Raw genomic sequence first — 24428 nt, 5'->3', positions numbered from 1 at the left:
CAATAACTATTCGCATTTAAATTAACAACCATGCACGTTACATCACCCGTAAGAACCCCACTGGTAACCGGGGGTAAGACATATGCCGACGTGACGGAAGATATCTGCAAGCAGGTAGAAGGGAAACCGACCCGCGCGTGGACCATCGCTTTTGTCATTTCATTTGTCGTATTGATTTACGGAACCTGCTGCGTCTTCTGGACCTGGTGGGAAGGTCTGGGCGTCTGGGGTTTGAATAAAACCGTCGGCTGGGCCTGGGACATTACCAACTTCGTATGGTGGGTCGGTATTGGTCACGCCGGTACGCTGATCTCGGCCATTCTGTTGCTGTTCCGGATGAAATACCGGACGTCGATCAACCGGGCCGCAGAAGCCATGACGATCTTCGCCGTTCTTTGTGCCGCCAGTTTTATCCTGATGCACATGGGTCGTCCGTGGCTTGCCTACTGGGCGCTGCCGCTGCCGAACGCTTTTGGTTCATTGTGGGTAAACTTCAACTCACCCCTGGTATGGGACGTATTTGCCATCAGTACGTATTTCACGGTTTCACTCGTTTTCTGGTACATGGGTCTGGTTCCGGATCTGGCAACCATTCGTGACCGGGCCACCAGCAAAGTGTCGCGTTACATTTACGGCGCTTTTTCACTGGGCTGGAACGGTGGGGCCAAAACCTGGGCGCGCTACGAATACATCAGCTTGATTCTGGCCGGTATTTCCACCCCGCTCGTACTCTCGGTCCACACCATTGTAAGTATGGACTTTGCTACTTCGGTAATTCCGGGATGGCACACGACCATCTTTCCGCCCTACTTCGTTGCGGGTGCCATCTTTTCCGGTTTTGCAATGGTACAAAACCTGATGCTGATTACCCGGGTGGTTTTCAAACTGGAAGACTACATTACGTTCGAGCACATTGAGTCGATGAATAAAATCATCACATTAACGGGTTCGATCGTGGGGGTTGCCTACATTACGGAATTCTTTATTGCCTGGTACTCCGGCGTTGAATACGAGCGGTATGCATTCCTGAACCGGATGTTGGGTCCGTACTGGTGGGCTTACTGGGCGATGATGACCTGTAACGTTATTTCTCCGCAGCTGTTCTGGTCGCGGAAAATTCGCCGGAGCGTCACCTGGACGTTTGTTCTGTCGGTAGTTGTAAACATCGGAATGTGGTTTGAGCGGTTTGTAATTATTGTAACGTCCCTGCACCGTGACTACCTGCCATCAAGCTGGGCTATGTTCTCGCCAACGATGTTTGACATTGGTGACTATATTTTCTCCTTCGGTTTATTTTTCACCCTGTTCCTGTTGTTTGCCAAATTCCTGCCGGTGATCAACATGTTCGAAGTGAAAGCCATCATCCGGTCGGCTTCGGAAAGATTGCCGGCATCGGTTTCCGGAGTGGCAAAAGGAGAAAGCGTGACCAGCCCAACATTCAACAAAAACGTCGAGTAGTCAGTACGCTGATTCGTCGGCAGAACCGGTTTAAAATTTTATTATAGCATGTCTCATCATAACGATAGCGCAAAATTTCTGGTAGGCGTTTACGACGACGATGAAGTTGTCCTAAAAGCGGTTACCGAAGTGAAAAGCGCGGGTGTGCGGATTCACGAAGTATACACCCCATTTCCCATTCACGGACTCGATGTAGCCCTGGGTCACCCACGGACCCGGATCGGTATCGCTGCTTTTCTTTTCGGTCTGACCGGTTTTCTGACGATGGTGGCGCTGACGTATTACACCATGGGCTACGACTGGCCGATGATTATTGGTGGTAAAGATAACTACGCTTACCCGGCTTACGTCCCGGTTATGTTTGAGTTGACGGTTCTGTTTACGGCGCTCGGAATGGTGGGTACATTTCTGGTATCCAATGGTCTGGGGCCCACCGTAAAACCGCTGATGTTCGATCTTCGCAGTACGGACAACAAATTTGTGATGGCCATTGACCTGAGCAAAAACAAACAATCGGAAGCAGAGATCGCAACGGTTTTGCGGGCGTCTGGTGCTGCCGAAGTAAATGTAAAACAATTTTAATCCGACTGACGACACATGAAGTTTACGCGATTGAACCGCTCTCTTCTGGTGATGGCAGCCGCCATGCTAACGATAACCGCCTGCAAGCGGGGTCACGACAATCCGGGAACGACTTACGCCCCGAATATGTACGAACCCGTTGGTTATGAGCCATACAAGCAAGAGGAAGGATTCAAAACTCCTTACAATAAACTCGGGACGGCTTTATGGTTGCCAGTAACAGGAACCGTATCCCGTCGGAATTATAACACGAAGTTTGGCGACAGCACGGGCCGGGACCTGATGATTTACAACATCCCGGCGGATAGCATTGAAATTGCTGAACGGACCCTGGTAAACCCGATTCCGCTCACTGAGAAAACGCTGGCCGAAGGGAAAGAATATTACGCTCGTTTTTGCCAGCATTGCCACGGCGAAACCGGGAAAGGTGATGGGCTGGTTGCGGCTCAGTACAAGGGGGTTCCGAATTATGCCTCCATGTCTGGCATGCAGGAAGGTCACATTTTTCACGTCATTACGCATGGCCGAAACCGGATGTGGCCTCACGGCTCGCAAATAACGCCCGAAGACCGCTGGAAAATCGTGCATTATGTTCGTAAGCTGCAAACGGGCGGTTAATAGTCTATTGAAAGAATCATTATAGTTCAAAAAAGAATGGCTCATACACATTCAATCCCGTCGATTGACGAACAATTTGAATTTACAGCCGAAAGCAAACGAAACCTGACGATCGGAATTGTTGCCGGCGTTGTGTTGGTTGGCATTGGTGCTTTTTTGGCCGCGAAAGGCATTGGCGGGCATGAACACGCGGAAGCGGCTCATGGCGCGGCTGCCCACGGGCATGAAGCGGCTCACGGTGCTGCGGCTGCGGAAGGAGGACACCATTATAAATGGACAACCCGTCTGTGGGCCAACGTTTGGCTGAACAGTATCTACTTTACGGGTGCGTCGGTGATTGGCATGTTTTTCATCGCCTATAATTACCTGGCTCAGGCTGGCTGGTCTACAGTATTCAAGCGCATTCCGGAGGCCTTGCCTGCTTTTCTACCAATCACGGGCGTTATTATGCTCATTACGTTCTTTGTGGCCGGACACGACTTGTTTCACTGGACTCACGAAGGACTGTATGAGGTTGGTGGCCCGGAATATGATCCGATTATTGCCGGTAAGAAAGGATTTTTGAACACGCCGTTTTTCCTGATCCGGGTAGTAATTTACTTTGTGGCCTGGTATGGTTTATGGCGAATTGTGCGTAAATTTTCTTTACAGGAAGACCTGGAAGGTGGAACGGAATACTACGAAAAAAGCATTAAGTATTCGACGGCTTTCCTGGTTGTCTTTGCGGTAACCTCATCGACCTCGGCCTGGGATTTGATTATGTCAATTGATACCCACTGGTTCAGTACGATGTTTGGTTGGTACACGCTGGCAAGCTGGCACGTAACCGGTCTGGCAATTATCACACTGGTTGTTGTTAGCTTAAAGGAAAAAGGACTGCTGAAAGCTGTTAACAACAGTCACTTACAGGATTTAGGTAAATTCATGTTTGCGTTCAGTATTTTCTGGGCGTACGTATGGTTTGCTCAATTCATGTTGATCTACTACGCAAACTTACCGGAAGAAACCATTTACTACCGGGAGCGTTTTAGTGGTCACGGAGGGATTTATCTGGCACCTTTCTGGATTAACCTGTTCATGTGCTTTGTATTCCCGTTTCTGGTGTTGATGACCCGGGATGCCAAGCGGACGCCGGTTATTTTGAAAATTGCCTGCTGGGGAATTCTTGTCGGTCACTATTTTGATTTTTACAACAATATTATGCCGGGTACGGTAGGCGCACACGGGGGATGGGGACCCATTGAGTTTGGAATGATTCTGATTTTTGCCTGCGGTTTTATCTGGTCTGTTTCAACGCAATTAACGAAGGCAAACCTGATTCCGAAAAATCACCCGATGTTGGAAGAATCGTTGCATCACGATATTTAAGAACCAGTACATTATTGTATTCATATTCATTCTGAGATTGTTATGGTTTACGTTGTAGGACTGTTGTCGTTGGTATTTCTGGTACTGGCTATTCTAGTACTGACGCGATTGACCTCTGTATTAAAAGGTGTCAATAGTGACGGAGATACGACCCTGGAGATTGAACGTGGCGGCACGGGCAACCGGGTTAATGCGGCTTTATTTCTGGTGTTCTTTATTGGTGGTGCAATCGCTGCGGCTTGGTCGTTTATTCACGCTTCACAGTTTTTTCTGCCCGAAGCTTCCTCTCCGCATGGACGGCATACAGATAGCCTGTTCTGGTTAACGATGACAGTAATTACTATTGCTTTTGTCGTTACCAACGCTCTCCTGTTTTATTTTGCTTTTAAATACCAGTATCGTAAAGGCCACAAAGCCACGTATTACCCGGAAAACCACAAGCTGGAATTAATCTGGACGGTGATTCCGGCCGTTGTGATGGCCGTATTGGTATTTACGGGCTGGCGGGCTTGGCGTGACATTACAGGTGAAGCGCCTGCCAATGCCGAAACGATTGAAATTGTAGGAAAGCAGTTTAACTGGGAAATGCGGTATGCCGGTGTTGATAACAACAAATTAGGCAATTACAATTATAAACTGATTGACGCAAACAACAGTTTGGGCATCGATCTGGAAGATGAAGCCTCGTTTGACGATTTTACGGTTTCATCCGAAATGCACATCCCTGTCAACCGGCCGGTTTTACTGAAAATTCGGGCGAAGGATGTCCTGCACAGCGTTTTCATTCCGCACATGCGGGTGAAAATGGATGCGGTTCCGGGAATGCCAACCCGGTTTTGGTTCATTGCCGACAAGACAACGGAGCAAATGCGGAATGAAACCGGTAATCAGAGTTTCAAGTACGAAATTGCCTGTACGGAAGTTTGTGGTCAGGGTCATTTTTCGATGCGGACGACGCTGGTTGTTGACGACGAAGATTCGTACAAAGCCTGGGTCGCCAAGCAGAAACCGTGGTTGACCAATAATCCGGATTATCTGGCGCGGGTTCCGGAAAAACTGAAGGCAAAAGCGGCAAAGTACGTTCCGGCGGATTCCGCAGAAACACCGGCTGACAGTACGGCGGCTCCCGCTGAAGAAGGTGCTGGCGCAGCCCCCAGCGCATCATTGCGATAATTCATTAAGAGACATTAAAATATTATCATACTATGGCAACCCTTGAAACAAACGCAGCATCCGCGGCTCATGTTGAAGAGCATGATCACCACGAAGAGCTGAGTTTTATAAGGAAATATGTGTTTTCGGAAGACCATAAGGTCATTGCGAAACAATACATGTTTTCGGGTATTTTCTGGGCGATCATCGGAGCCTCGCTTTCCGTACTGTTCCGTCTGCAGTTAGGTTTCCCGAACATGAAACTGGAGTGGCTCCGGCCCTTGCTGGGCGAGTGGATTGACGAGTCCGGCAAACTGGATACTGAATTCTATCTGGCTCTGGTGACCATGCACGGAACCATCATGGTGTTTTTCGTATTGACGGCCGGGTTGAGCGGTACGTTTAGTAACTTCCTGATCCCGTTGCAGGTAGGTGCCCGCGATATGGCATCCGGTTTTTTGAACATGCTTTCGTACTGGTTCTTCTTTTTGTCCAGTGTGTTGATGTTCACATCGCTCTTCATCGAAACCGGCCCGGCCTCGGGTGGCTGGGTAATTTATCCGCCCCTGAGTGCGTTACCGCAAGCCATGTCAGGTTCCGGTTTAGGGATGACACTCTGGTTAATGAGTATGGCCATCTTCATTGTCTCGCAATTACTGGGTGGTATCAACTATATTACCACCGTTATTAACCTGCGGACGCGTGGGATGTCATTCAGCAAGATGCCGCTGACGATCTGGGCATTCCTGCTGACGGCTATTCTGGGTTTGATCTCATTCCCGGTTTTATTGTCAGCTGCGTTGTTGCTGATTTTCGACCGGAGCATGGGAACCAGCTTCTACCTGTCTGAAATCTACATTGGTGGGGAAGCACTGCCGAACGTAGGCGGTAGCCCGATTCTGTTCCAGCACTTATTCTGGTTCCTGGGTCACCCCGAGGTATACATCGTTCTTTTGCCGGCTTTGGGTATTACGTCCGAAATCATCGCTACAAACTCCCGCAAACCGATTTTCGGGTACCGGGCCATGATTGCTTCCATGATCGGGATTGCCTTCCTGGCTTTTATCGTGTGGGCGCACCATATGTTCGTTACGGGGATGAACCCATTCCTGGGCTCCATCTTTATGTTCCTGACGCTGATCATTGCTGTTCCGTCGGCCGTGAAAGCGTTCAACTACATCACTACCCTGTGGCGCGGTAACATTGTATTTACACCGGCTATGTTGTTCTCAATTGGTCTGGTGTCCTTCTTTATTTCCGGCGGTTTAACGGGGATCATCCTCGGTAACAGTGCACTGGACATTCAGTTACACGATACCTATTTTGTGGTAGCGCACTTTCACCTTGTGATGGGTGCCGCTTCAGCTTTTGGCTTCCTGGCCGGGGTATACCACTGGTTCCCGAAATTTTTCGGCAGGATGATGAACAAGAACCTGGGGTACATCCACTTCTGGTTCACCTTCATCGGTATCTACCTGGTATTTTTCCCGATGCACTACATTGGTATTGCCGGTTTTCCGCGTCGTTATTATTCATTCACTACGTACGAAGCGTTCCGCACGTTTGGGGATTTGAATATGTTCGTCAGCATAGCTGCCATCTTCACCTTTACGGCGCAGCTTATTTTCATCTGGAATTTCTTCTACAGCATTTTCCGCGGTAAAAAAGCACCGTTGAATCCCTGGCGCTCGAACACCTTGGAATGGACGACTCCATTGCATCCGGGACACGGCAACTGGCCGGGCGAAATTCCAGCCGTTTATCGCTGGGCCTATGATTACAGCAAACCGGGAGCAAACGATGATTTTATCCCGCAGAATGTTCCTTATTCTCAAACTCCGGAGTCGAATCTGCCGCATGAGAATGCCCTGATTGCGCTGGAGAAAGAGATTGAGGCACAGAACTACAATGATCAGTTCAAACAGCCTCACTAACAAGCGTGAACACCTGTTCCGGCGCCTGGCACTGCTGACAGTCATCACAATTTACCTCGTCGTTTTAGCGGGTGGGATTGTCAGAAGTACCGGTTCCGGAATGGGTTGTCCTGACTGGCCGAGGTGTTTTGGGCGTTGGGTGCCTCCTACAGAAGCTTCCCAACTTCCTCTTAATTATCAGCAGGTTTATGGAGCCAAGTTAAAAGGCGAGATTGAGTTCAACGCGGTCAAAACCTGGATCGAGTATGTCAACCGGCTTTTGGGTGCCTTCTCCGGTCTGTTGGTTTTTGGATTGCTGATCGTCGCCATTCCGTATTTACAGAAAGACAAACGTGTTTTCTACGGAAGCCTGCTATCTTTTATTTTGCTGGGGTTGAATGGCTGGCTGGGTTCCCGCGTTGTAGCAACCGAATTAGCACCTTATCTGGTGACCTTGCACATGCTTCTGGCGATTCTGGTCGTGTTTGCTCTGTTGTACGTCATGATGGTTTCCTATACCGGTCATCTTTCGGTGGAGATGGTGACGAAAAACAGGTCTACTATCAACCAGGTTTTACTCTGGACCGGCACATTTTCACTGATTCAGGTGTTGGTTGGAACGCAGGTTCGTGAAGCGGTGGATGAGGTAATTCAGCGGATTGGGTACGGCGAGAGGCATCGGTGGATTGATAGTTTGGACTACCGGTTTTATTTCCATCGCTCGTTTTCACTGCTAATTCTGGCTTCTCACCTGGCGGTTATTTACCTGCTACGGAAATACACCAAAAACCGGGGCGTGCTTTATCAATTGACAAAGGCCTTGATGGGTCTGGTGGTCGCTGAAATTATAACGGGTATCGTGTTGGCCTATTTTGGATTTCCGGCGTTAGCCCAACCGATTCATTTAACCCTGGCTATTATTATTTTAGGCTTGCAATTCACCGCGCTGCTGGTGCTCAATGCTGAGCGGTTATTAAGACATCAGGCAGTTCATCTGCCGCATTATTCAAATACGTAGAATGCAACAAACAAAAACCATTGGAATCAATACGTTTGCCTTAAAAAGTAAAGCGTACTTCGATTTACTAAAATTTCGTTTGTCGGCTTTTGTTGCTCTGTCGGGCATGTTTGGTTTCAGTCTGGCCGTCAGCCGAATCGACTGGCTAAAACTGGGCCTGTTATTTGTGGCCTCCCTGGCGATGACTGGTTCAGCCAACATTATAAACCAGATTATTGAAAAGGAGCACGATAAACTGATGAAACGGACGGCGGGTCGGCCTTTACCGACCGGCCGCCTAAATGTTCAGGAGGCTGCGATTTTTGCGTTTATTTTATTTATCGTAGCCTGTTATCTGTTCATCGTTTTTTTCAACCTGCGGGCCTGCGCCTTGTCGGTTCTTTCCCTGCTGCTATACGGATTTGTTTACACACCCCTGAAGCGGGTTGGCCCGATTGCGGTTTTTGTTGGTGCATTGCCCGGCGCATTCCCGCCGATGATTGGCTGGGTTGCGGCAACTAACCACTACGGTCTGGAACCTGGTATTTTATTCGCCATCCAGTTCTTCTGGCAATTTCCGCATTTCTGGGCGATTGCCTGGGTAGCCGATAAAGATTACACGAAAGCCGGTTTTAAATTACTGCCTTCAACCGGCGGGAAGGATGAAAAAACGGCTTTGCAGATTTTCCTGTATACGTTGTTTTTGTTGCCGGTAGGCTGGTTGCCGTATGAACTGGGCATGACGGGCATCAATTCGGCTCTGGTAGCCACGGTTTGTGGAATTCTATTTCTCGCTCAGACGTTCTATTTAATGAGAAAGCAGACGGATAAAGCGGCTTTACAGATTATGTTTGGATCCTTTCTGTACCTGCCTATTGTTCAGATCGCTTTCTTATTGGACAAATTGTAACAAACTATGAGCGAAACAGTTAAAATGATGCCGATGGTGGAGGAGCCGGAAGAAACCTTGTCGATGAACCCCAAAAAGTTCATTCTATGGCTCTTCGTGGTGAGTATAGTGATGTTGTTTGCGGCAATGACGAGCGCGTACCTGGTCCGCCGGGCGGAAGGAAACTGGCTGGAATTTGATATGCCGCCTATTTTCTGGTACAGCACCGTGGTTTTAGTCATCAGCAGTGCATCGATGCATTGGGCCTACCGAGCGGCAAAAAAAGATGATTTTGGGGTACTGAGAACTGCAATTTCTGTTACTTTTGCGTTCGGGTTGGCCTTTTTGGTTATGCAGTTTTTGGGCTGGAAAGACTTGGTTGCTCAAAACGTATTCTTTGTCGGGAACCCATCCGGCTCGTTTATGTACGTTTTCACCGGTCTTCACGCCTTTCACCTGGTCAGCGGTCTCCTTGTCATTCTGTTTGCCTTGAGAGCGGCTTTCCGGTTAAAAATTCACGCTAAGAACCTGACTCAGATTGAAATTTGTGCGACCTACTGGCATTTTTTAGATATCTTGTGGGTCTATCTATTTGGCTTTTTACTGTATTTTAATTGATTCAATTTCTGTAAAGCATGGCAGCTACTGCAACAACCGACGCGCCAGTATTCGATAAGAAAACCTGGATGGGTGGGGTAGAACCGATGAAAGTGAGCTACGGTAAGCTCATGATGTGGTTCTTCCTTATTTCGGATACTTTCACCTTTTCTGCCTTATTGGTAACGTACGGATTGATCCGTTTCAGTTTCCAGGCGTATGATCCGGCTGTTCACGGCGAATATCACTTCTCCAATCTGTACTGGCCGATTCCGGAAAAAGTATACGAAGCCGTTCCCTTTCTGCACGGTGTTGAACTGCCACTGGTATTTGTCGGTATCATGACGTTTATCCTGATCTTCTCATCAGTAACCATGGTATTGGCGGTTGAAGCGGGACACCGGATGGACCGGGCTGCGGTTGAAAAGTACATGCTTTGGACAATCCTGGGCGGTCTAACGTTCCTGGGTAGCCAGGCCTGGGAATGGACGCACTTTATCCACGGAACGGATGAAGGATCTGTCATTCGGGAAATTGTAGACGGCAAATGGGTGGAACGGACTATTTTTGGTGCGAACCTGACCGAAAATCAGTACGGCCCGGCGGCTTTTGCGGATCTGTTCTTCTTCATTACCGGTTTTCACGGAACGCACGTACTCAGCGGAGTGGTCTTGAACATCCTGATTTTCTACCGAACTGCTTTTGGTTTGTACGATCGTCGTGGTCATTACGAAATGGTGGAGAAAGTTGGTTTATACTGGCACTTTGTCGATCTGGTCTGGGTATTTGTCTTTACGTTCTTCTATCTGGTATAAACTTTTTGAGATACGATTATGGCTGATCATCATTCACATCACCACGATACGGAACACGGCGTCATTGCGGAGCCGCAAACCAAAGCCATCTGGAAAACCTTCATTATTCTTTCCGTTCTGACGGCTATTGAATTCCTTATTGCTTTCACGGTGCATGCCGGTTTTTTGAAAACGTCGATCTTCGTACTGATGACGATCGTGAAAGCCTTCTACATCGTGGGCGAATTCATGCACTTGAAACACGAAGTTAAGTCCTTGATTTGGGCGATCATTCTGCCCTGTATATTCGTTGTCTGGTTGTTGCTGGCTTTACTGATGGAGGGAGGCTTCATCTTTTTAGCGAAGTAATATGGCGCGCTTTTTAAAAGCCGGAATCCTCCTGCTCCTATTGGTGGTTCCGGCTTTTATATTTTTATTCCTCAAAGTGTTCGGTGATAACCGGTTTACACTGCAAACATTTTTTCCGGTCATTGATGCCAAAACCGGGAAAATTGAAACCCGTCCCGCCCAGCAGCATTTGTTGGGGGGAGAGACGCAGGACACGGTTTTTTACACCCTGCCTCACATTGCGGGAAAACTACCGGATCAAAAGCTGTTTTCCACCACTGCTCTAAAAGGCAAATTGTATATCGCTTCCTTTTTTGGGCTCAGTTGCGATACGACCTGTGCCAAAGTAGCCGGACAGCTAAACCGGATTCAGGATGTGTTTATTCAAAAACCGGACGTTATGCTGGTATCGTACGTTGACCAGGATTCGGTGACCAGGCAGGTCATGGCATCGTACGAAGTACGCCCGGATAAATGGTTGATCGCTAAGCCAGATACGCTGGAAACGACCTTTATTGCCGAACAATATTACCGGATCAAGCAACGTCCTTTGGTAGGACGAAAGCATGAAACTTTCACGTTATACGAAGGGTTGGTATTGATAGATGAGGAAGGACACATCCGGGGGTTTTACAATGGAACGGATAAAACCGACGTGGATCGTCTGGTTTTGGAAACCCGGGTTTTGTTAGACATCAATTCAAAATAACAGGTCCCCGCGTATGGTAACCTTGCAGATTGAACAAAGTAAGAAATACAATCGGCTGATCAATGTATTAGCGATTGTGATTCCGGTGGTGGTGGCACTGCTTCTCGGAATTCGTCAGAAGATTGATTTAGGAAGCTGGACGACCTACCTGCCGCACCTTAATGCCATCATCAATTCGGCGACCGCTTTGTTGTTACTGATCGGCTTCTATTTCATCAAACAGAAAAATATCAATGCCCACCGCGCAGCGATGCTGAGCGCCTTTACGCTGGGGTTTTTCTTTCTGGTGAGCTACGTTCTGTATCATCTGTCGAATGACTCGACGCCTTTCGGTGGACAGGGTGCGATCCGGCCGGTTTATTATTTCTTGCTGATCAGCCACATTAGTTTGTCGTTGGTGGTGGTCTGGTTTGTGCTCCGGGCGGTTTACTTTGCCTTAAGCGGCCAGATTGCCCGGCACAAGGCGGTGGTCAGATGGGCGTATCCAATCTGGTTGTACGTTAGCATTACGGGCGTTATCGTTTATTTCCTGATTGCGCCCTATTACCAACATTAATTTTTGTTTGAGATGAAAAGCTGGAAAAGTATCCTGTTGATCGGATTGCTGTTCATAGTAAGCATAGCCGATACCGTCGCCCAGTGCGCCATGTGTCGCGGAACGGTCGAAAGTACCATGAGTAACGGCCGTAATCAGGTGGCCGTTGGATTAAATACCGGAATTCTTTACCTGCTGGCGACACCCTATCTACTGGTGGCGGTTGTTATATATTTATGGATACAAACCAGTAGAAAAGAACATGGTAAACGTCTCGAAATCGCAGGCCGTGTCCGCCGGGCTATGTCCCAGATGTAGACAAGGGAAGATTTTTAAATACCCGGTTTATGCTATTCGCCGGTTTGATGAAATGTACGAACACTGTCCGCATTGCGGGCTTCGTTACGAAATCGAACCCGGTTATTTCTGGGGGGCCATGTTTGTCAGCTATGCCTTGTCGGGGGCGGTGGCACTGGTGGCCGGTTTTCTGATCTTCTACGGCATGGGTGATCCGGACGGCTGGACGTACGTCCTGATTATTTGTCCGCTGCTCGTTCTGATTACCCCGATCAACTTCCGGATTTCGCGCATTCTCTGGCTGCATTATGTTTCCGGTATTTATTACGAACCCGATAAACGTACTGAGTTTTAAGGTATTTTAGCCCGATCCTGACTGGTCGGGCTTCTTTTTTGATAAATTTTGAGGAGACGTGCAACCTAAATCAACGCAGTTTGCATCTTGATAGTGAAAACGGTTCTTAACCTGCATGATTCGACGCTTACTCGGCTATTCAACGGAAACGCAACTGATAACTGCACTGCAGCGGGCGGACGGCCGGGCGCAGAAGGCATTATTTGAGCGGTATTCACCGAAAATGCTGAGCATCTGTGTTCGGTACGTGTCGAATCGTTACGAAGCGGAGGAAATTTTGATGGACGGTTTTATGCGGGTTTTCGAAAAAATCGACCAGTATAAAAACGAGGGCAGTTTTGAAGGATGGATCCGGCGCATCATGGTGAATGAGTCGCTGATGTACCTGCGCCGGAACAAACAATGGCGGGCCGAGATTGCGCTGGACGATGCGCTGCCGGAAGCCGACCCGGTTTTTGCCGATCAGGATTTAGTCGCCGAAGATCTGCTGAACCTGCTCGAACAATTACCCGCCGGTTATAAAACGGTATTTAACCTGTACGCCATCGAAGGCTACAATCACGCCGAAATCGCCGACTTATTAGGAATAACGGAAAGTACATCCAAATCTCAACTGCACCGCGCCCGCGCTTTGTTGCAACGGTTACTGGCGCAGCTGGACGTAAAAAAAAAATCGGTAAGTTATGAGCAAGCATCCTATTGATGATCTGTTTACCAGCCAGTTAAGCAATCATGGCGTAAAACCGGAACGGGCTTCGTGGGACGAACTCCAGCGCCGAATGAACGCCAAGGAAGCGCGTAAAACACCGTTTCTCCGGTGGTATTCGGCCGCAGCCAGTGTTGCAGTCGTTCTGTTGGGGTCGTGGTGGCTCTGGTCAGGAGAGGGACTCCACGAAACCGCTTCGGGTACGAATCAGGTCGCGCAGCAAACACCGAAAAAGCTGGTGCCATCAACTCCTGCCAAAACCGTACCTCCAGAGACGGATGAGGCAAAACCGCTTGCAGAGCCCCTTGTAGCCGACCAGAAAACCGTAGTTAGTCGGGAGGAAAACCGGTTAGTCAAGCACCGTCCATCCGGATCGACAAAACCGGCGGAAAATAGGGCAAGCCCACCGGTTACACCGTCAGAAACGCCGGTTTTGGCCGAAGCATCCCCAAAAGAAAAGTCCGTAAAACCGGATGCACGGATGGAGGAAGTTGCTCCGAAACAATCGGAAAGAACGTTGGTCGTGCAAATCGCAGCCGCCGAAATTAAGTCTTCCGAAGCGGTTGCATCGGCTGAATCAGGATCATCCGAACGGTTTGAAGCCGATGAAGAGCAGCCCCGGAAAAAGCGGTTTCGACTCGGGCGCGTCCTGCGGCAGATCAACAAACTGAAAGCGGGCGAGCGGGTCGAATGGGAAGAAATAGGCGTTCAGCCGGGCACACTGATGGCGCGGGCGTCCGAAAAAGTGCAGGAAGGCAAAGAAAAAATTAGCGATTCTTACGAGAACCTGCGGTACAACACATTCCGAAAAAACTCAAACAACAAATAGAACCATGAAATCCATACTGACCACCGTACTGATGCTGTTCGCAAGCCTGGCCTGGGCTGCTCCCGAACGTCCAAAAGCCGATTCGCTAGTCATTTTATTCGGAAACAAAACCCGCCTGGTGATTCACTCCAACGACAAAGCAGGAATTCGGCAACTGTCCAATTACGATATCAATAAAATAATCCGGGACATGGGCCTGAAACTCGATTCGGCCCGGGCGGGTGAAACCTTCATTGTCATCGACGAAAATAAAGTTCAGCGGTATTTACAGGATACGGTTTTGGTGGTAACGCAACGGGACGGCGAAGTGCGGGTTACGATCAAAGAGTCGGAGGGGAGAGATTACAATCGTTCCGGCAATGATAGCGATTCTGACTGGAACTCCCGAAACCGCAACCGGCGCCGGAAAAAAGACAATTGGGAGATTGGTGCGGAAGGGGGAGGAATTGGCTTAAATACGCTGATTGAGAAAAATCCCACGGCCAACTACCCCTCGGAATCGTACCAGCTGCGACCCTTAGGCTCCCGGTATATCAGCCTCGCCATCAGTCAGGCACCCACCATTGCCCGGAGCCAGCACGTTTCCTTCAAACTTTTTTACGGTTTGGAAGTATCGTGGAATAATTACATGTTCGAAAGCGATATCATTGCGCAAAAGGGGCCAAATGGGGTTGTGTTTGCGGATGCCGGACGGGATTTAAGAAAAAGCAAATTGACGGTTTGTTCGGTTAATTTACCGGTTGTGCCACGGCTCAGTTTTTATAACAGCAGCGGTCGGAAAATGGGGCACCTTGGTTTCGGTGGATATGCCGGTTACCGGGTTGATAGCTATACGAAAATAAAAGAGCAGGATGGGAACAAAGAGCGTCAGCACTCCAATTTTCACCTGAATGATTTCCGCTACGGCCTAATTGCCCACATCGGTATTGCCCGTACTAATTTCTTTGTGAAATATGATCTGAATTCCATGTTTCAGGAAGGAAAGGGCCCCGATGTTCGAACGTTAAGTTTTGGAATTGGTTTATAAGCCATTATTCTTCCTCAAAACCGCCATCTGAGTCCATGAGATGGCGGTTTTTATTTTTGGCAGAGCAGAGCGTTCCAAATTAATTTTAAATGAATAGTTGACTTAGCGAAAAAAGGATGTAATTTTGCAACTCCGTTGGCAGAAAAGCCGATCGCGGATTAGTAAAAAGTACTTTTTTAGGCTGAAAGGGGAGTTTCCAGAGTGGCCAAATGGATCAGACTGTAAATCTGCTGGCGTACGCCTTCGGAGGTTCGAATCCTCCACTCCCCACCAGTAGATGTTTGAAGTTGACCGTTTAAGGCACAGAGGAAAAGTTTCAAACCTCAACCGAAGACGTTAAACGAGAATAAGCGGGAGTAGCTCATTTGGTAGAGCGGTAGCCTTCCAAGCTTCAGGTGGCCGGTTCGAGCCCGGTCTCCCGCTCCAGAAAATGAATAGTGTATGATGGATATGACGAGTCAATCATTTTCATTTTACATTGTTCATTTTTGCAGTAGTCAGTACAAAAAGCCGTTGTAGCTCAGGGGTAGAGCACTTCCTTGGTAAGGAAGAGGTCAGGGGTTCAAATCCCCTCAACGGCTCTGAAACGGCTAAATTTTAATCAATAATAATAACCAGTTCAATTTAAGCTTTTCCAACAATGGCTAAAGAAAATTTTGACCGTTCCAAGCCGCACGTCAATATTGGTACGATTGGTCACGTTGACCACGGTAAAACGACCCTGACCGCTGCCATCACGAAAGTTTTGTCAGAAAAAGGTCTGGCTGAAAAACGTGACTTCTCGTCAATTGACAACGCACCGGAAGAAAGAGAGCGTGGTATTACGATCAATACCTCGCACGTAGAATATCAGACGGTAAACCGTCACTACGCACACGTTGACTGCCCGGGCCACGCTGACTATGTGAAGAACATGGTTACGGGTGCCGCTCAGATGGACGGTGCAATCCTGGTTGTGGCTGCTACTGACGGCCCAATGCCCCAGACGCGTGAGCACATCCTGCTGGCTCGTCAGGTAGGTGTACCTCAGCTGGTTGTTTTCATGAACAAAGTGGATATGGTCGACGATCCGGAACTTCTGGAACTCGTTGAAATGGAAATCCGCGAACTGCTGAGCTTCTACGAATACGATGGCGACAACATCCCGGTTATTCAGGGTTCTGCTCTGGGTGGTCTGAATGGCGACGCTAAATGGGTAGCTACGATCGAAGACCTGATGGCCAACGTTGATAGCTACATCCCGCTGCCTCCTCGTCAGACGGAATTGCCGTTCCTGATGCCGGTGGAAGACGTATTCTCGATCACGGGTCGGGGTACGGTTGCTACGGGTCGTATTGAGCGGGGTATCATCAACTCAGGTGAGCAGGTTGAAATCCTGGGTATGGGTGCTGAAAACCTGAAATCAGTTGTAACGGGTGTTGAAATGTTCCGGAAAATTCTGGACCGTGGCGAAGCCGGTGACAACGTAGGTCTGTTGCTCCGTGGTATTGAGAAAACCGATATCCGTCGCGGTATGGTTATCTGTAAGCCCGGTTCGGTAAAACCGCACGCTAAATTCAAAGCGGAAGTTTACGTTCTGTCGAAAGAAGAAGGTGGCCGTCACACGCCGTTCTTTAATAAATACCGCCCTCAGTTCTACTTCCGGACCACGGACGTAACGGGTGAAATCTCCCTACCGGCCAACGTTGAGATGGTTATGCCAGGTGATAACATCACGATTGAGGTACAACTGATCAACAAGATCGCCATGGAAAAAGGTCTGCGTTTCGCAATCCGCGAAGGTGGCCGGACGGTTGGTGCTGGTCAGGTAACGGAAATCCTCGACTAATTCGGGAATACCATTAGCAAGTGCATTTCTTTCGGGGAATGCACTTGTTTTTTATGAATATTTAGTAACTTTGCAGTCCGTTTCGGCGGAAAAGGAAACGAAGAGAAAGGAGATAAGGTAAAAGGTTGAGTTTCAAATCCTTTACTTGCGTCTGCATCACTAGTCCGATTTTCTCTTTCTTCTAACTAAACACGGGTGTAGTTCAAGGGTAGAATAGCGGTCTCCAAAACCGTTGATGGGAGTTCGAATCTCTCCACCCGTGCCAATCACATCACAGATGGACAAGGTTACCTCATTTCTGAAAGACTCCTGGGAGGAGGTTCAGCATAATGTTACATGGCCGAAGTTTAGCGACTTGCAAGCCAGCTCGACGCTGGTTTTGATAGCTTCGCTAATTTTTGCACTACTGGTAGGTGGCATCGATTTTTTGTTTGAGAACGCGCTGAATTTGTTTTATCAGTCGTTCTGATGCCGGGTCAAGATTGTCTCTGTGTGAGATTCAAGTCATGCAGTAACAATTACAAATCGTAACGAAATCACGATGGAAAGCGGAATTAAATGGTATGTCGTCCGGGCCATTTCTGGTCAGGAGAAGAAAGTCAAGTCTTATCTGGAAAACGAAATTACCAGACAGAACTTGGGTGACCTTGTTCCACAGATTCTGATTCCTTCTGAAAAAGTATACGAAATGCGGAACGGAAAGAAGCGGGTTCGTGAGAAGACGTTCTTTCCGGGTTATATTTTAATTTCTGCTGATCTCTCCAACGGCGAAGTGATGCACTTAATTACCAGTATGCCCGGTGTTTTGGGCTTTCTGGGTAATTCGAGCGGGCCGACCAAAATACCGGTCCCGTTGCGTCAGGCCGAAGTGAACCGGATTCTGGGTAAAGTTGATGAAGTGACTCAGGAAGTGGTGACACCTACGGTTTCATTCATCAAAGGAGAATCAGTTAAAGTGGTTGATGGCCCGTTCAGCGGTTTTATCGGAACTGTCGAAGAAGTGTTCGACGAACGGAAAAAGCTGAATGTTGTCGTCAAAATTTTCGGTAGAAATACCCCTGTAGAGCTGAGTTACGCACAAGTAGAAAAGGAAAATTAAACTGGCTATGCCCGAGACAATGCCGTCGTATGCTTCCCACTGGACGGATAGTCATTCGCAGGGCTTAGCGTAACAAACCAGAAGCAATGGCAAAAGAAGTAGCTGGCTACGTGAAATTGCAGGTGAAGGGTGGACAAGCCAATCCCTCTCCTCCAATTGGACCGGCGCTGGGTTCCAAGGGTTTGAATATCATGGAATTCTGCAAGCAGTTCAATGGACGGACTCAGGATAAAATGGGCACGGTTCTCCCCGTACTGATCACGTACTACAAAGACAAATCGTTTGAATTTGTCATCAAAACACCGCCTGCACCCATCCTGTTGATGGAGGCCGCCAAAGTGAAAACCGCTTCGGCTCAACCGAACCGAAACAAAGTTGGCTCAGTATCCTGGGATCAAGTGAAGCAAATTGCTGAAACGAAAATGCCGGATCTGAATGCTTTCACCGTCGAGTCTGCAATGAAGATGATTGCCGGTACCGCCCGGAGTATGGGGATCACGGTATCGGGGAAAGCTCCCTGGGAAAATTAATTTCAGCAATCGAATTCAGAGAAGAGCATGGGAAAACTGACTAAAAAACAAAAAGAGGCTCAGGGCAAATACGAAGTTGCGAAAGAGTACTCATTGGCGCAGGCAGCCGAGATTTTAAAGACAATCTCTTATACGAAGTTTGATGCGTCTGTCGATATCGATGTTCGTTTGGGCGTCGATCCGCGGAAAGCTGATCAAATGGTACGGGGTGTTGCTACTTTGCCACACGGTACGGGTAAAACCGTTCGGGTGCTGGTATTGTGCACGCCGGATAAAGAAGCCGAAGCAAAAGAAGCAGGTGCTGATTATGTTGGACTGGACGAATACATTACCAAAATCGAGCAAGGCTGGACGGATATTGATGTGATCATCACAATGCCGAACGTCATGGCTAAAGTTGGTAAGCTGGGCCGGGTGCTGGGGCCGCGCGGTTTGATGCCAAACCCAAAATCAGGGACGGTAACGCCGGAAGTGGGCAAAGCGGTTCGGGAAGTGAAAGCCGGTAAAATCGACTTCAAAGTTGATAAATTTGGTATCATTCACACCAGCATTGGTAAAGTATCGTTCGCACCGGATAAGCTGGCCGAAAACGCGCAGGAGATCATTGCGACCCTACTGCGTCTGAAGCCTTCGTCTTCAAAAGGTACGTATGTAAGGACGATTCATTTGTCAAGCACGATGAGTCCGAGTGTAGTAATTGATAAAACGACGGTAACCGGACTGTAAGATGACACGGGAAGAAAAAGGAGCGATTATTGAGGAATTGAGCGAAAAGTTCAAGTCAGTTCCCTACTTCTATATCACCGATGCCAGTGGTATGTCGGTTGCCGAAGTAAACAAACTGCGTCGGATGTGTTTCGACCAGGGCATCGAATATGTAGTGGTGAAAAACACCTTGATCCGGAAAGCACTCGAAACGCTGGACACGGATTATGCCTCATTCGATGATACCGTATTGAAAGGGTTCTCCGGCGTGATGTTCCACGCAGAATCGGGCAAAGTTCCGGCCAAGCTGATCAAACAGTATCGCAAAGAAGCCGGTAATGATAAGCTGAAGCTGAAAGGTGCTTCGGTTGACTACAGCCTGTTCATCGGAGCTGATCAACTGGAAACCCTGTTGACGCTGAAAAGCAAACAAGAACTTATTGGCGACGTCATTGCGTTGTTGCAATCACCTGCCAAGAATGTTATCTCTGGTTTGCAAAGTGGCGGAAACAAGTTGGCCGGTATCCTCAAGACACTGTCGGAGCGCGAAGCGGCATAAAAACCGTATCCCGACTTGCAGTAGCATTTTTAAAATCAATTTTGTAACAATCTAATCAAGAATACGAAAATGGCAGATTTGAAAGCGTTCGCGGAGCAGCTTGTCAACCTGACGGTAAAAGAAGTTAACGAATTAGCTGCTATTCTGAAAGACGAATACGGCATCGAACCAGCAGCAGCAGCACCGGTAATGGTAGCTGGTGGTGGTGGCGGTGGCGAAGAAGCCGCTGCTGCACCTGAGAAAACGTCCTTCGACGTGATCCTGAAAGCCGCTGGTGCCAGCAAACTGGCCGTTGTGAAATTGGTGAAAGACCTGACGGGTCTGGGCCTGAAAGAAGCCAAAGAATTGGTTGATACAGCTCCCAAACCGGTAAAAGAAGGTGTTGCTAAAGACGAAGCTGAAGCGCTGCGCAAGCAATTGGAAGAAGCCGGAGCAGAAGTTGAAGTAAAATAACCCTGCTTAGGGATTTACTCTCTCCCCCGGGAATAGGCCTGGCATCTGTCAGGTCTTTTCCTGTTTGGGGAGTTTTGCGCTGTACAAACGGGCGGAACTAAACTATTTCCCCGTATATTACGTTGTCCGATTATGCCCTATTGTATACTTCTGGTATATAAATAATGCGGACGAATTATTGTCGATCACTATAACTAAACGCAACGAGGTCTTGGCTACGAAAACAACCACGCGTATAAGTTTTGCGAAAATCAAACCAGTGATCGAATATCCGGATTTTTTGGATGTTCAGATACAATCTTTCCAAGATTTTTTTCAGTTAGACACCCCTTCTGATAATCGTTCGAAAGAAGGTTTGTTTAAAGTTTTTCAAGAAAATTTTCCGATCTCGGACTCCCGCGAAAACTTCGTGCTGGAGTTTATTGACTATTCGGTGGATCCCCCAAAATACTCGGTTGACGAATGCATCGACCGGGGTCTGACGTACTCCGTACCGCTGAAAGCTAAATTACGGCTTTCGTGCAACGATGCCGATAACGAAGACTTCGAGACCATTGAGCAAGAGGTATTTCTGGGGAACATTCCGTATATGACAGCGAAAGGTTCGTTCGTCATTAACGGAGCGGAGCGGGTGATTGTTTCACAATTGCACCGTTCACCGGGCGTGTTTTTCTCCATGAGCAAGCACACCAACGGAACAAAATTGTATTCAGCACGGATTATTCCGTTCAAAGGATCGTGGATTGAGTTCTCGACGGATGTCAATAACGTGATGTATGCGTACATCGACCGGAAAAAGAAATTTCCGGTGACGACGCTGCTGCGTGCCATTGGTTTTGGCTCGGATAAAGAGATTCTGGACCTGTTCGGATTATCCGAAGAAATACCGGCAACCCCGGCCAACCTTAAGAAAGTAGTCGGCCGTCGGCTGGCGGCTCGGGTGCTGCGGACGTGGACGGAAGATTTTGTCGACGAGGATACCGGCGAGGTTGTTTCGATCAACCGGAACGAAGTATTGATGGAGCGGGATTCAGTTGTCACCGCTGATCACATCGATACGATTACGGATTCTGGTCAGAAGTCGATCATCCTGCACAAAGAAGATATGAACGTAGCGGATTATAACATCATTTATAATACGCTGCAAAAAGATAGCTCGAACTCGGAAAAAGAAGCCGTTGAGCAAATCTACCGCCAGCTCCGGAATACGGAAGCGCCGGACGAACAAACCGCTCGGGAAATTATCCAGAGCCTGTTCTTCTCGGATAAACGGTATGACCTGGGTGATGTTGGCCGGTACCGGATCAACAAAAAACTGGGTCTAGATGTAGCGGCCGATACGAAAGTACTCACGACGGAAGATATTGTTTCCATTGTGAAGTATCTGATTGGTTTGATTAACTCAAAAGCCGTTGTCGATGACATTGACCACCTGAGCAACCGGCGGGTCCGGACGGTGGGCGAGCAGTTGTACGCGCAATTCGGTGTCGGTCTGGCACGGATGGCGCGGACGATCAAGGAACGGATGAACGTTCGTGATAACGAAGATTTCAAACCGGTTGATTTGATCAACGCCCGGACGCTTTCTTCAGTAATTAACTCGTTCTTCGGCACCAACCAGTTGTCGCAGTTCATGGATCAGACGAACCCGCTGGCCGAAGTGACGCATAAGCGTCGGATGTCGGCACTCGGGCCCGGTGGTTTGTCGCGCGAGCGGGCCGGTTTTGAGGTACGTGACGTTCACTATACGCACTACGGTCGTTTGTGTACGATCGAAACGCCGGAAGGTCCGAACATCGGGTTGATCTCGTCGCTTTGTGTTTACGCCAAAGTGAACAGCATGGGCTTCATTGAAACACCGTACCGGATTATCGAAAGCGGGCAGGTAGTTCCTGATCAACCCGTGAAGTACCTGACGGCTGAAGAGGAGGATACGCATTACATTGCTCAGGCAAATACGACTGTTAACACGCAGGGCACGCTGACGGGCGACCGGATTAAGTCTCGTTTTGAAGGTGACTTCCCTATGTCGGAGCCGACCAGCGTAACCTATATGGATATTGCGCCGAACCAGATTGTTTCGGTGGCCGCTTCGATGATTCCGTTCCTGGAGCACGATGATGCCAACCGGGCTTTGATGGGCTCGAACATGCAACGGCAGGCGGTTCCGTTATTGCGGCCGCAGGCACCGATTGTTGGAACCGGTCTGGAAGGACGGATTGCAATTGACTCGCGGGCTTTGGTCATTGCCGAAGAAAACGGGATAATCGATTTCGTTGATTCAACCAAAATCGTGGTTCGCTACGATCTGGCCGATGACCAGCGACTGGTAAGCTTCGACGACGATCTGAAGACGTATGATCTGATCAAATTCCGCCGGACGAACCAGGATACCTGTATTAACCTGAAGCCGATGGTGCTGAAAGGTCAGAAGGTGAAGAAAGGCGAACCGCTTTGCGAAGGCTATGCCACGGAAGGTGGGGAGCTGGCGCTGGGGCGAAACATGAAAGTGGCTTTCATGCCCTGGCAGGGATATAACTTCGAGGATGCGATTGTGATCTCGGAGCGGGTGGTGCGCGAAGATATCTTTACGTCCATTCACATCGAAGAGTTCGAACTCGAAGTCCGCGATACCAAACGCGGAGAAGAGGAACTGACGGCGGAAATTCCGAACGTTTCGGAAGAAACCGTGAAGAACCTCGACGAGAACGGTATTGTCCGGGTCGGTACGGAAGTGAAGGAGGGCGATATCCTGATTGGTAAGATTACGCCGAAAGGAGAAAGCGATCCGACGCCGGAAGAAAAACTGCTCCGCGCCATTTTTGGTGACAAAGCCGGTGATGTGAAGGATGCTTCTAAAAAAGCACCGCCGTCGCTGAAGGGGGTGGTAATCGATACCAAATTGTTCTCGCGTCCGAACAAAGACGAACGTTCGAAGCACAAGGATGAAATCAAGGCGTTGATGAAGCGCTACAGCCGGGAGTTGGTCGGTGTTCGCGAGAAGATGATCAACAAGATGTCGACGTTGCTGGAAGGCAAAACGTCACAGGGCATCAACCACAAATTCGGTGATAACATCACGAGCAAGGGCGTTAAGTTTACCCGGAAAAACATCACGGATAACCTGTTCCCGGATAAAAACCCGTATCGTGACGAAAGTAGTTATTCCGTAGCGGAAGAAGTGAACCTGTTGGGCGACCTGTTGATCGAAGGATGGACAGACGAATCGCATACCAACAAGTTGCTGACGCAGATGGTCAAGAACTACAACAACCGTCGGAACGAAATCACCGGTCGTTTCAAACGCGAACGGTTTACGCTCGAAGTGGGTGATGAACTACCGGCGGGTATCGTGAAACTGGCGAAAGTCTATGTGGCCAAGAAGCGCAAGCTGAAAGTAGGTGACAAGATGGCCGGTCGTCACGGAAACAAAGGGGTCGTTGCCCGGATCGTTCGGGACGAGGATATGCCGTTCCTGGCGGACGGAACACCGGTGGACATTGTCTTGAATCCGCTTGGCGTACCTTCCCGGATGAACCTCGGTCAGATTTACGAAACCGTACTGGGTTGGGCCGGTCTGAAACTGGGTCGTAAGTACGCGACACCGATTTTCGACGGCGCTACCGAAGATCAGGTGGTTTCGGAACTGAACGAAGCCGGTTTGCCATCGTTTGGCCGGACGTATCTGCACGATGGTTTATCGGGCGAACGATTCGACCAGCCGGTTACTGTCGGAGTCATCTACATGCTGAAACTTGGTCACTTGGTTGACGATAAAATGCACGCCCGTTCAATCGGACCGTACTCCCTCATTACCCAGCAACCGCTGGGTGGTAAGGCGCAGTTTGGTGGTCAGCGGTTTGGTGAAATGGAAGTTTGGGCGCTCGAAGCTTTCGGGGCATCGCACATTCTCCAGGAGATCCTGACCGTGAAATCCGATGACGTGGTGGGCCGGGCAAAAGCCTACGAAGCCATCGTAAAAGGCGAAAATCTGCCGAAACCCAACATTCCGGAATCGTTCAACGTGTTGGTACACGAATTGCGCGGTCTGGCCCTTGAGGTTACGATGGACTGAAACAG

Annotated in this window: 26 protein-coding genes and 4 tRNA genes; all 30 read left to right on the top strand. The window is 48.9% G+C overall.

Annotated elements, in window-relative coordinates; genetic code table 11:
- Positions 1-30: 30 nt before the first annotated feature.
- The 30 genes from nrfD (at position 31) to rpoB (ending at position 24423) form a co-directional block, all read left to right on the top strand.
- A complete protein-coding gene (gene nrfD / locus ACYVHX_RS09075; RefSeq protein ID WP_460671302.1) occupies positions 31-1458 on the top strand; it encodes an NrfD/PsrC family molybdoenzyme membrane anchor subunit in 1428 nt (475 codons plus the stop codon).
- A gap of 48 nt (positions 1459-1506) precedes the next feature.
- Positions 1507-2040 carry a DUF3341 domain-containing protein gene (locus tag ACYVHX_RS09070; RefSeq protein WP_460671301.1) on the top strand — a complete coding sequence of 178 codons (534 nt, stop codon included), beginning with the start codon at positions 1507-1509 and terminating at the stop codon, positions 2038-2040.
- A gap of 15 nt (positions 2041-2055) precedes the next feature.
- On the top strand, positions 2056-2658 hold the full coding sequence (locus ACYVHX_RS09065) for a c-type cytochrome (RefSeq protein ID WP_460671300.1): 603 nt from the start codon (positions 2056-2058) through the stop codon (positions 2656-2658).
- Positions 2659-2694: 36 nt separating this feature from the next.
- Positions 2695-4026 (top strand): quinol:cytochrome C oxidoreductase, encoded by a 1332-nt coding sequence (locus ACYVHX_RS09060; RefSeq protein WP_460671299.1) that lies wholly within the window; start codon positions 2695-2697, stop codon positions 4024-4026.
- A gap of 42 nt (positions 4027-4068) precedes the next feature.
- Positions 4069-5199, top strand: coding sequence for a cytochrome c oxidase subunit II (locus ACYVHX_RS09055; RefSeq protein ID WP_460671298.1), 1131 nt, complete (start codon positions 4069-4071; stop codon positions 5197-5199).
- Between the two features lie 32 nt (positions 5200-5231).
- Entirely contained in the window at positions 5232-7112 is a 1881-nt protein-coding gene (locus ACYVHX_RS09050; protein WP_460671297.1) for a cytochrome c oxidase subunit I, read from the top strand.
- A complete protein-coding gene (locus ACYVHX_RS09045; RefSeq protein WP_460671296.1) occupies positions 7087-8109 on the top strand; it encodes a COX15/CtaA family protein in 1023 nt (340 codons plus the stop codon). The genes ACYVHX_RS09050 and ACYVHX_RS09045 overlap by 26 nt, the downstream gene beginning before the upstream one ends.
- Before the next feature lies 1 nt (position 8110).
- Positions 8111-8998 (top strand): heme o synthase, encoded by an 888-nt coding sequence (gene cyoE / locus ACYVHX_RS09040; protein ID WP_460671295.1) that lies wholly within the window; start codon positions 8111-8113, stop codon positions 8996-8998.
- 6 nt (positions 8999-9004) lie between these two features.
- Positions 9005-9595, top strand: a complete 591-nt coding sequence (locus tag ACYVHX_RS09035) for a cytochrome c oxidase subunit 3 (RefSeq protein ID WP_460671294.1) — start codon at positions 9005-9007, stop codon at positions 9593-9595.
- A 17-nt stretch (positions 9596-9612) separates the two neighbouring features.
- Positions 9613-10389, top strand: coding sequence for a cytochrome c oxidase subunit 3 (locus ACYVHX_RS09030; protein WP_460671293.1), 777 nt, complete (start codon positions 9613-9615; stop codon positions 10387-10389).
- Positions 10390-10407: 18 nt separating this feature from the next.
- The gene (locus ACYVHX_RS09025) at positions 10408-10737 is read left to right on the top strand and encodes a cytochrome C oxidase subunit IV family protein (protein ID WP_460671292.1); all 330 of its coding nucleotides are present in this window, start codon (positions 10408-10410) and stop codon (positions 10735-10737) included.
- A gap of 1 nt (position 10738) precedes the next feature.
- Complete coding sequence (locus tag ACYVHX_RS09020) at positions 10739-11425, top strand: SCO family protein (RefSeq protein ID WP_460671291.1); 687 nt, start codon at positions 10739-10741, stop codon at positions 11423-11425.
- A gap of 13 nt (positions 11426-11438) precedes the next feature.
- On the top strand, positions 11439-11981 hold the full coding sequence (locus ACYVHX_RS09015; protein WP_460671290.1) for a DUF420 domain-containing protein: 543 nt from the start codon (positions 11439-11441) through the stop codon (positions 11979-11981).
- Between the two features lie 12 nt (positions 11982-11993).
- On the top strand, positions 11994-12278 hold the full coding sequence (locus ACYVHX_RS09010; RefSeq protein ID WP_460671289.1) for a hypothetical protein: 285 nt from the start codon (positions 11994-11996) through the stop codon (positions 12276-12278).
- A gap of 52 nt (positions 12279-12330) precedes the next feature.
- The gene (locus ACYVHX_RS09005) at positions 12331-12612 is read left to right on the top strand and encodes a DUF983 domain-containing protein (protein ID WP_460671288.1); all 282 of its coding nucleotides are present in this window, start codon (positions 12331-12333) and stop codon (positions 12610-12612) included.
- Between the two features lie 115 nt (positions 12613-12727).
- Positions 12728-13315, top strand: a complete 588-nt coding sequence (locus ACYVHX_RS09000; RefSeq protein WP_460671287.1) for an RNA polymerase sigma factor — start codon at positions 12728-12730, stop codon at positions 13313-13315.
- Positions 13296-14147, top strand: coding sequence for a hypothetical protein (locus tag ACYVHX_RS08995; protein WP_460671286.1), 852 nt, complete (start codon positions 13296-13298; stop codon positions 14145-14147). The genes ACYVHX_RS09000 and ACYVHX_RS08995 overlap by 20 nt, the downstream gene beginning before the upstream one ends.
- 4 nt (positions 14148-14151) lie before the next feature.
- The gene (locus ACYVHX_RS08990) at positions 14152-15174 is read left to right on the top strand and encodes an outer membrane beta-barrel protein (RefSeq protein WP_460671285.1); all 1023 of its coding nucleotides are present in this window, start codon (positions 14152-14154) and stop codon (positions 15172-15174) included.
- Positions 15175-15361: 187 nt separating this feature from the next.
- Positions 15362-15447: transfer RNA gene (locus tag ACYVHX_RS08985), tRNA-Tyr, on the top strand.
- 77 nt (positions 15448-15524) lie between these two features.
- Positions 15525-15600: transfer RNA gene (locus ACYVHX_RS08980), tRNA-Gly, on the top strand.
- Between the two features lie 83 nt (positions 15601-15683).
- Positions 15684-15755: transfer RNA gene (locus tag ACYVHX_RS08975), tRNA-Thr, on the top strand.
- A 59-nt stretch (positions 15756-15814) separates the two neighbouring features.
- Entirely contained in the window at positions 15815-17002 is a 1188-nt protein-coding gene (gene tuf, locus ACYVHX_RS08970) for an elongation factor Tu (RefSeq protein ID WP_124909848.1), read from the top strand.
- A 191-nt stretch (positions 17003-17193) separates the two neighbouring features.
- A tRNA-Trp gene (locus ACYVHX_RS08965) sits at positions 17194-17267 on the top strand.
- 12 nt (positions 17268-17279) lie between these two features.
- Entirely contained in the window at positions 17280-17471 is a 192-nt protein-coding gene (gene secE / locus ACYVHX_RS08960; protein WP_038119864.1) for a preprotein translocase subunit SecE, read from the top strand.
- Between the two features lie 72 nt (positions 17472-17543).
- Positions 17544-18101 carry a transcription termination/antitermination protein NusG gene (gene nusG, locus ACYVHX_RS08955; protein WP_460671284.1) on the top strand — a complete coding sequence of 186 codons (558 nt, stop codon included), beginning with the start codon at positions 17544-17546 and terminating at the stop codon, positions 18099-18101.
- A gap of 86 nt (positions 18102-18187) precedes the next feature.
- Positions 18188-18631, top strand: coding sequence for a 50S ribosomal protein L11 (gene rplK, locus ACYVHX_RS08950; protein WP_460671283.1), 444 nt, complete (start codon positions 18188-18190; stop codon positions 18629-18631).
- Positions 18632-18658: 27 nt separating this feature from the next.
- Positions 18659-19357 (top strand): 50S ribosomal protein L1, encoded by a 699-nt coding sequence (gene rplA / locus ACYVHX_RS08945; protein ID WP_460671282.1) that lies wholly within the window; start codon positions 18659-18661, stop codon positions 19355-19357.
- Position 19358: 1 nt separating this feature from the next.
- Positions 19359-19895: a 50S ribosomal protein L10 gene (rplJ, locus tag ACYVHX_RS08940; RefSeq protein WP_460671281.1), complete on the top strand. Its 537-nt coding sequence runs from the start codon at positions 19359-19361 to the stop codon at positions 19893-19895.
- Between the two features lie 69 nt (positions 19896-19964).
- Positions 19965-20348 carry a 50S ribosomal protein L7/L12 gene (rplL, locus tag ACYVHX_RS08935; RefSeq protein ID WP_154174740.1) on the top strand — a complete coding sequence of 128 codons (384 nt, stop codon included), beginning with the start codon at positions 19965-19967 and terminating at the stop codon, positions 20346-20348.
- Positions 20349-20559: 211 nt separating this feature from the next.
- Positions 20560-24423 carry a DNA-directed RNA polymerase subunit beta gene (rpoB, locus tag ACYVHX_RS08930; protein ID WP_460671280.1) on the top strand — a complete coding sequence of 1288 codons (3864 nt, stop codon included), beginning with the start codon at positions 20560-20562 and terminating at the stop codon, positions 24421-24423.
- Positions 24424-24428 lie beyond the last annotated feature (5 nt).

The sequence above is a fragment of the Larkinella ripae genome (assembly GCF_054780775.1).
Note: the sequence above shows the minus strand (reverse complement) of the source record. Positions and strands in the feature narration are given on the sequence as shown.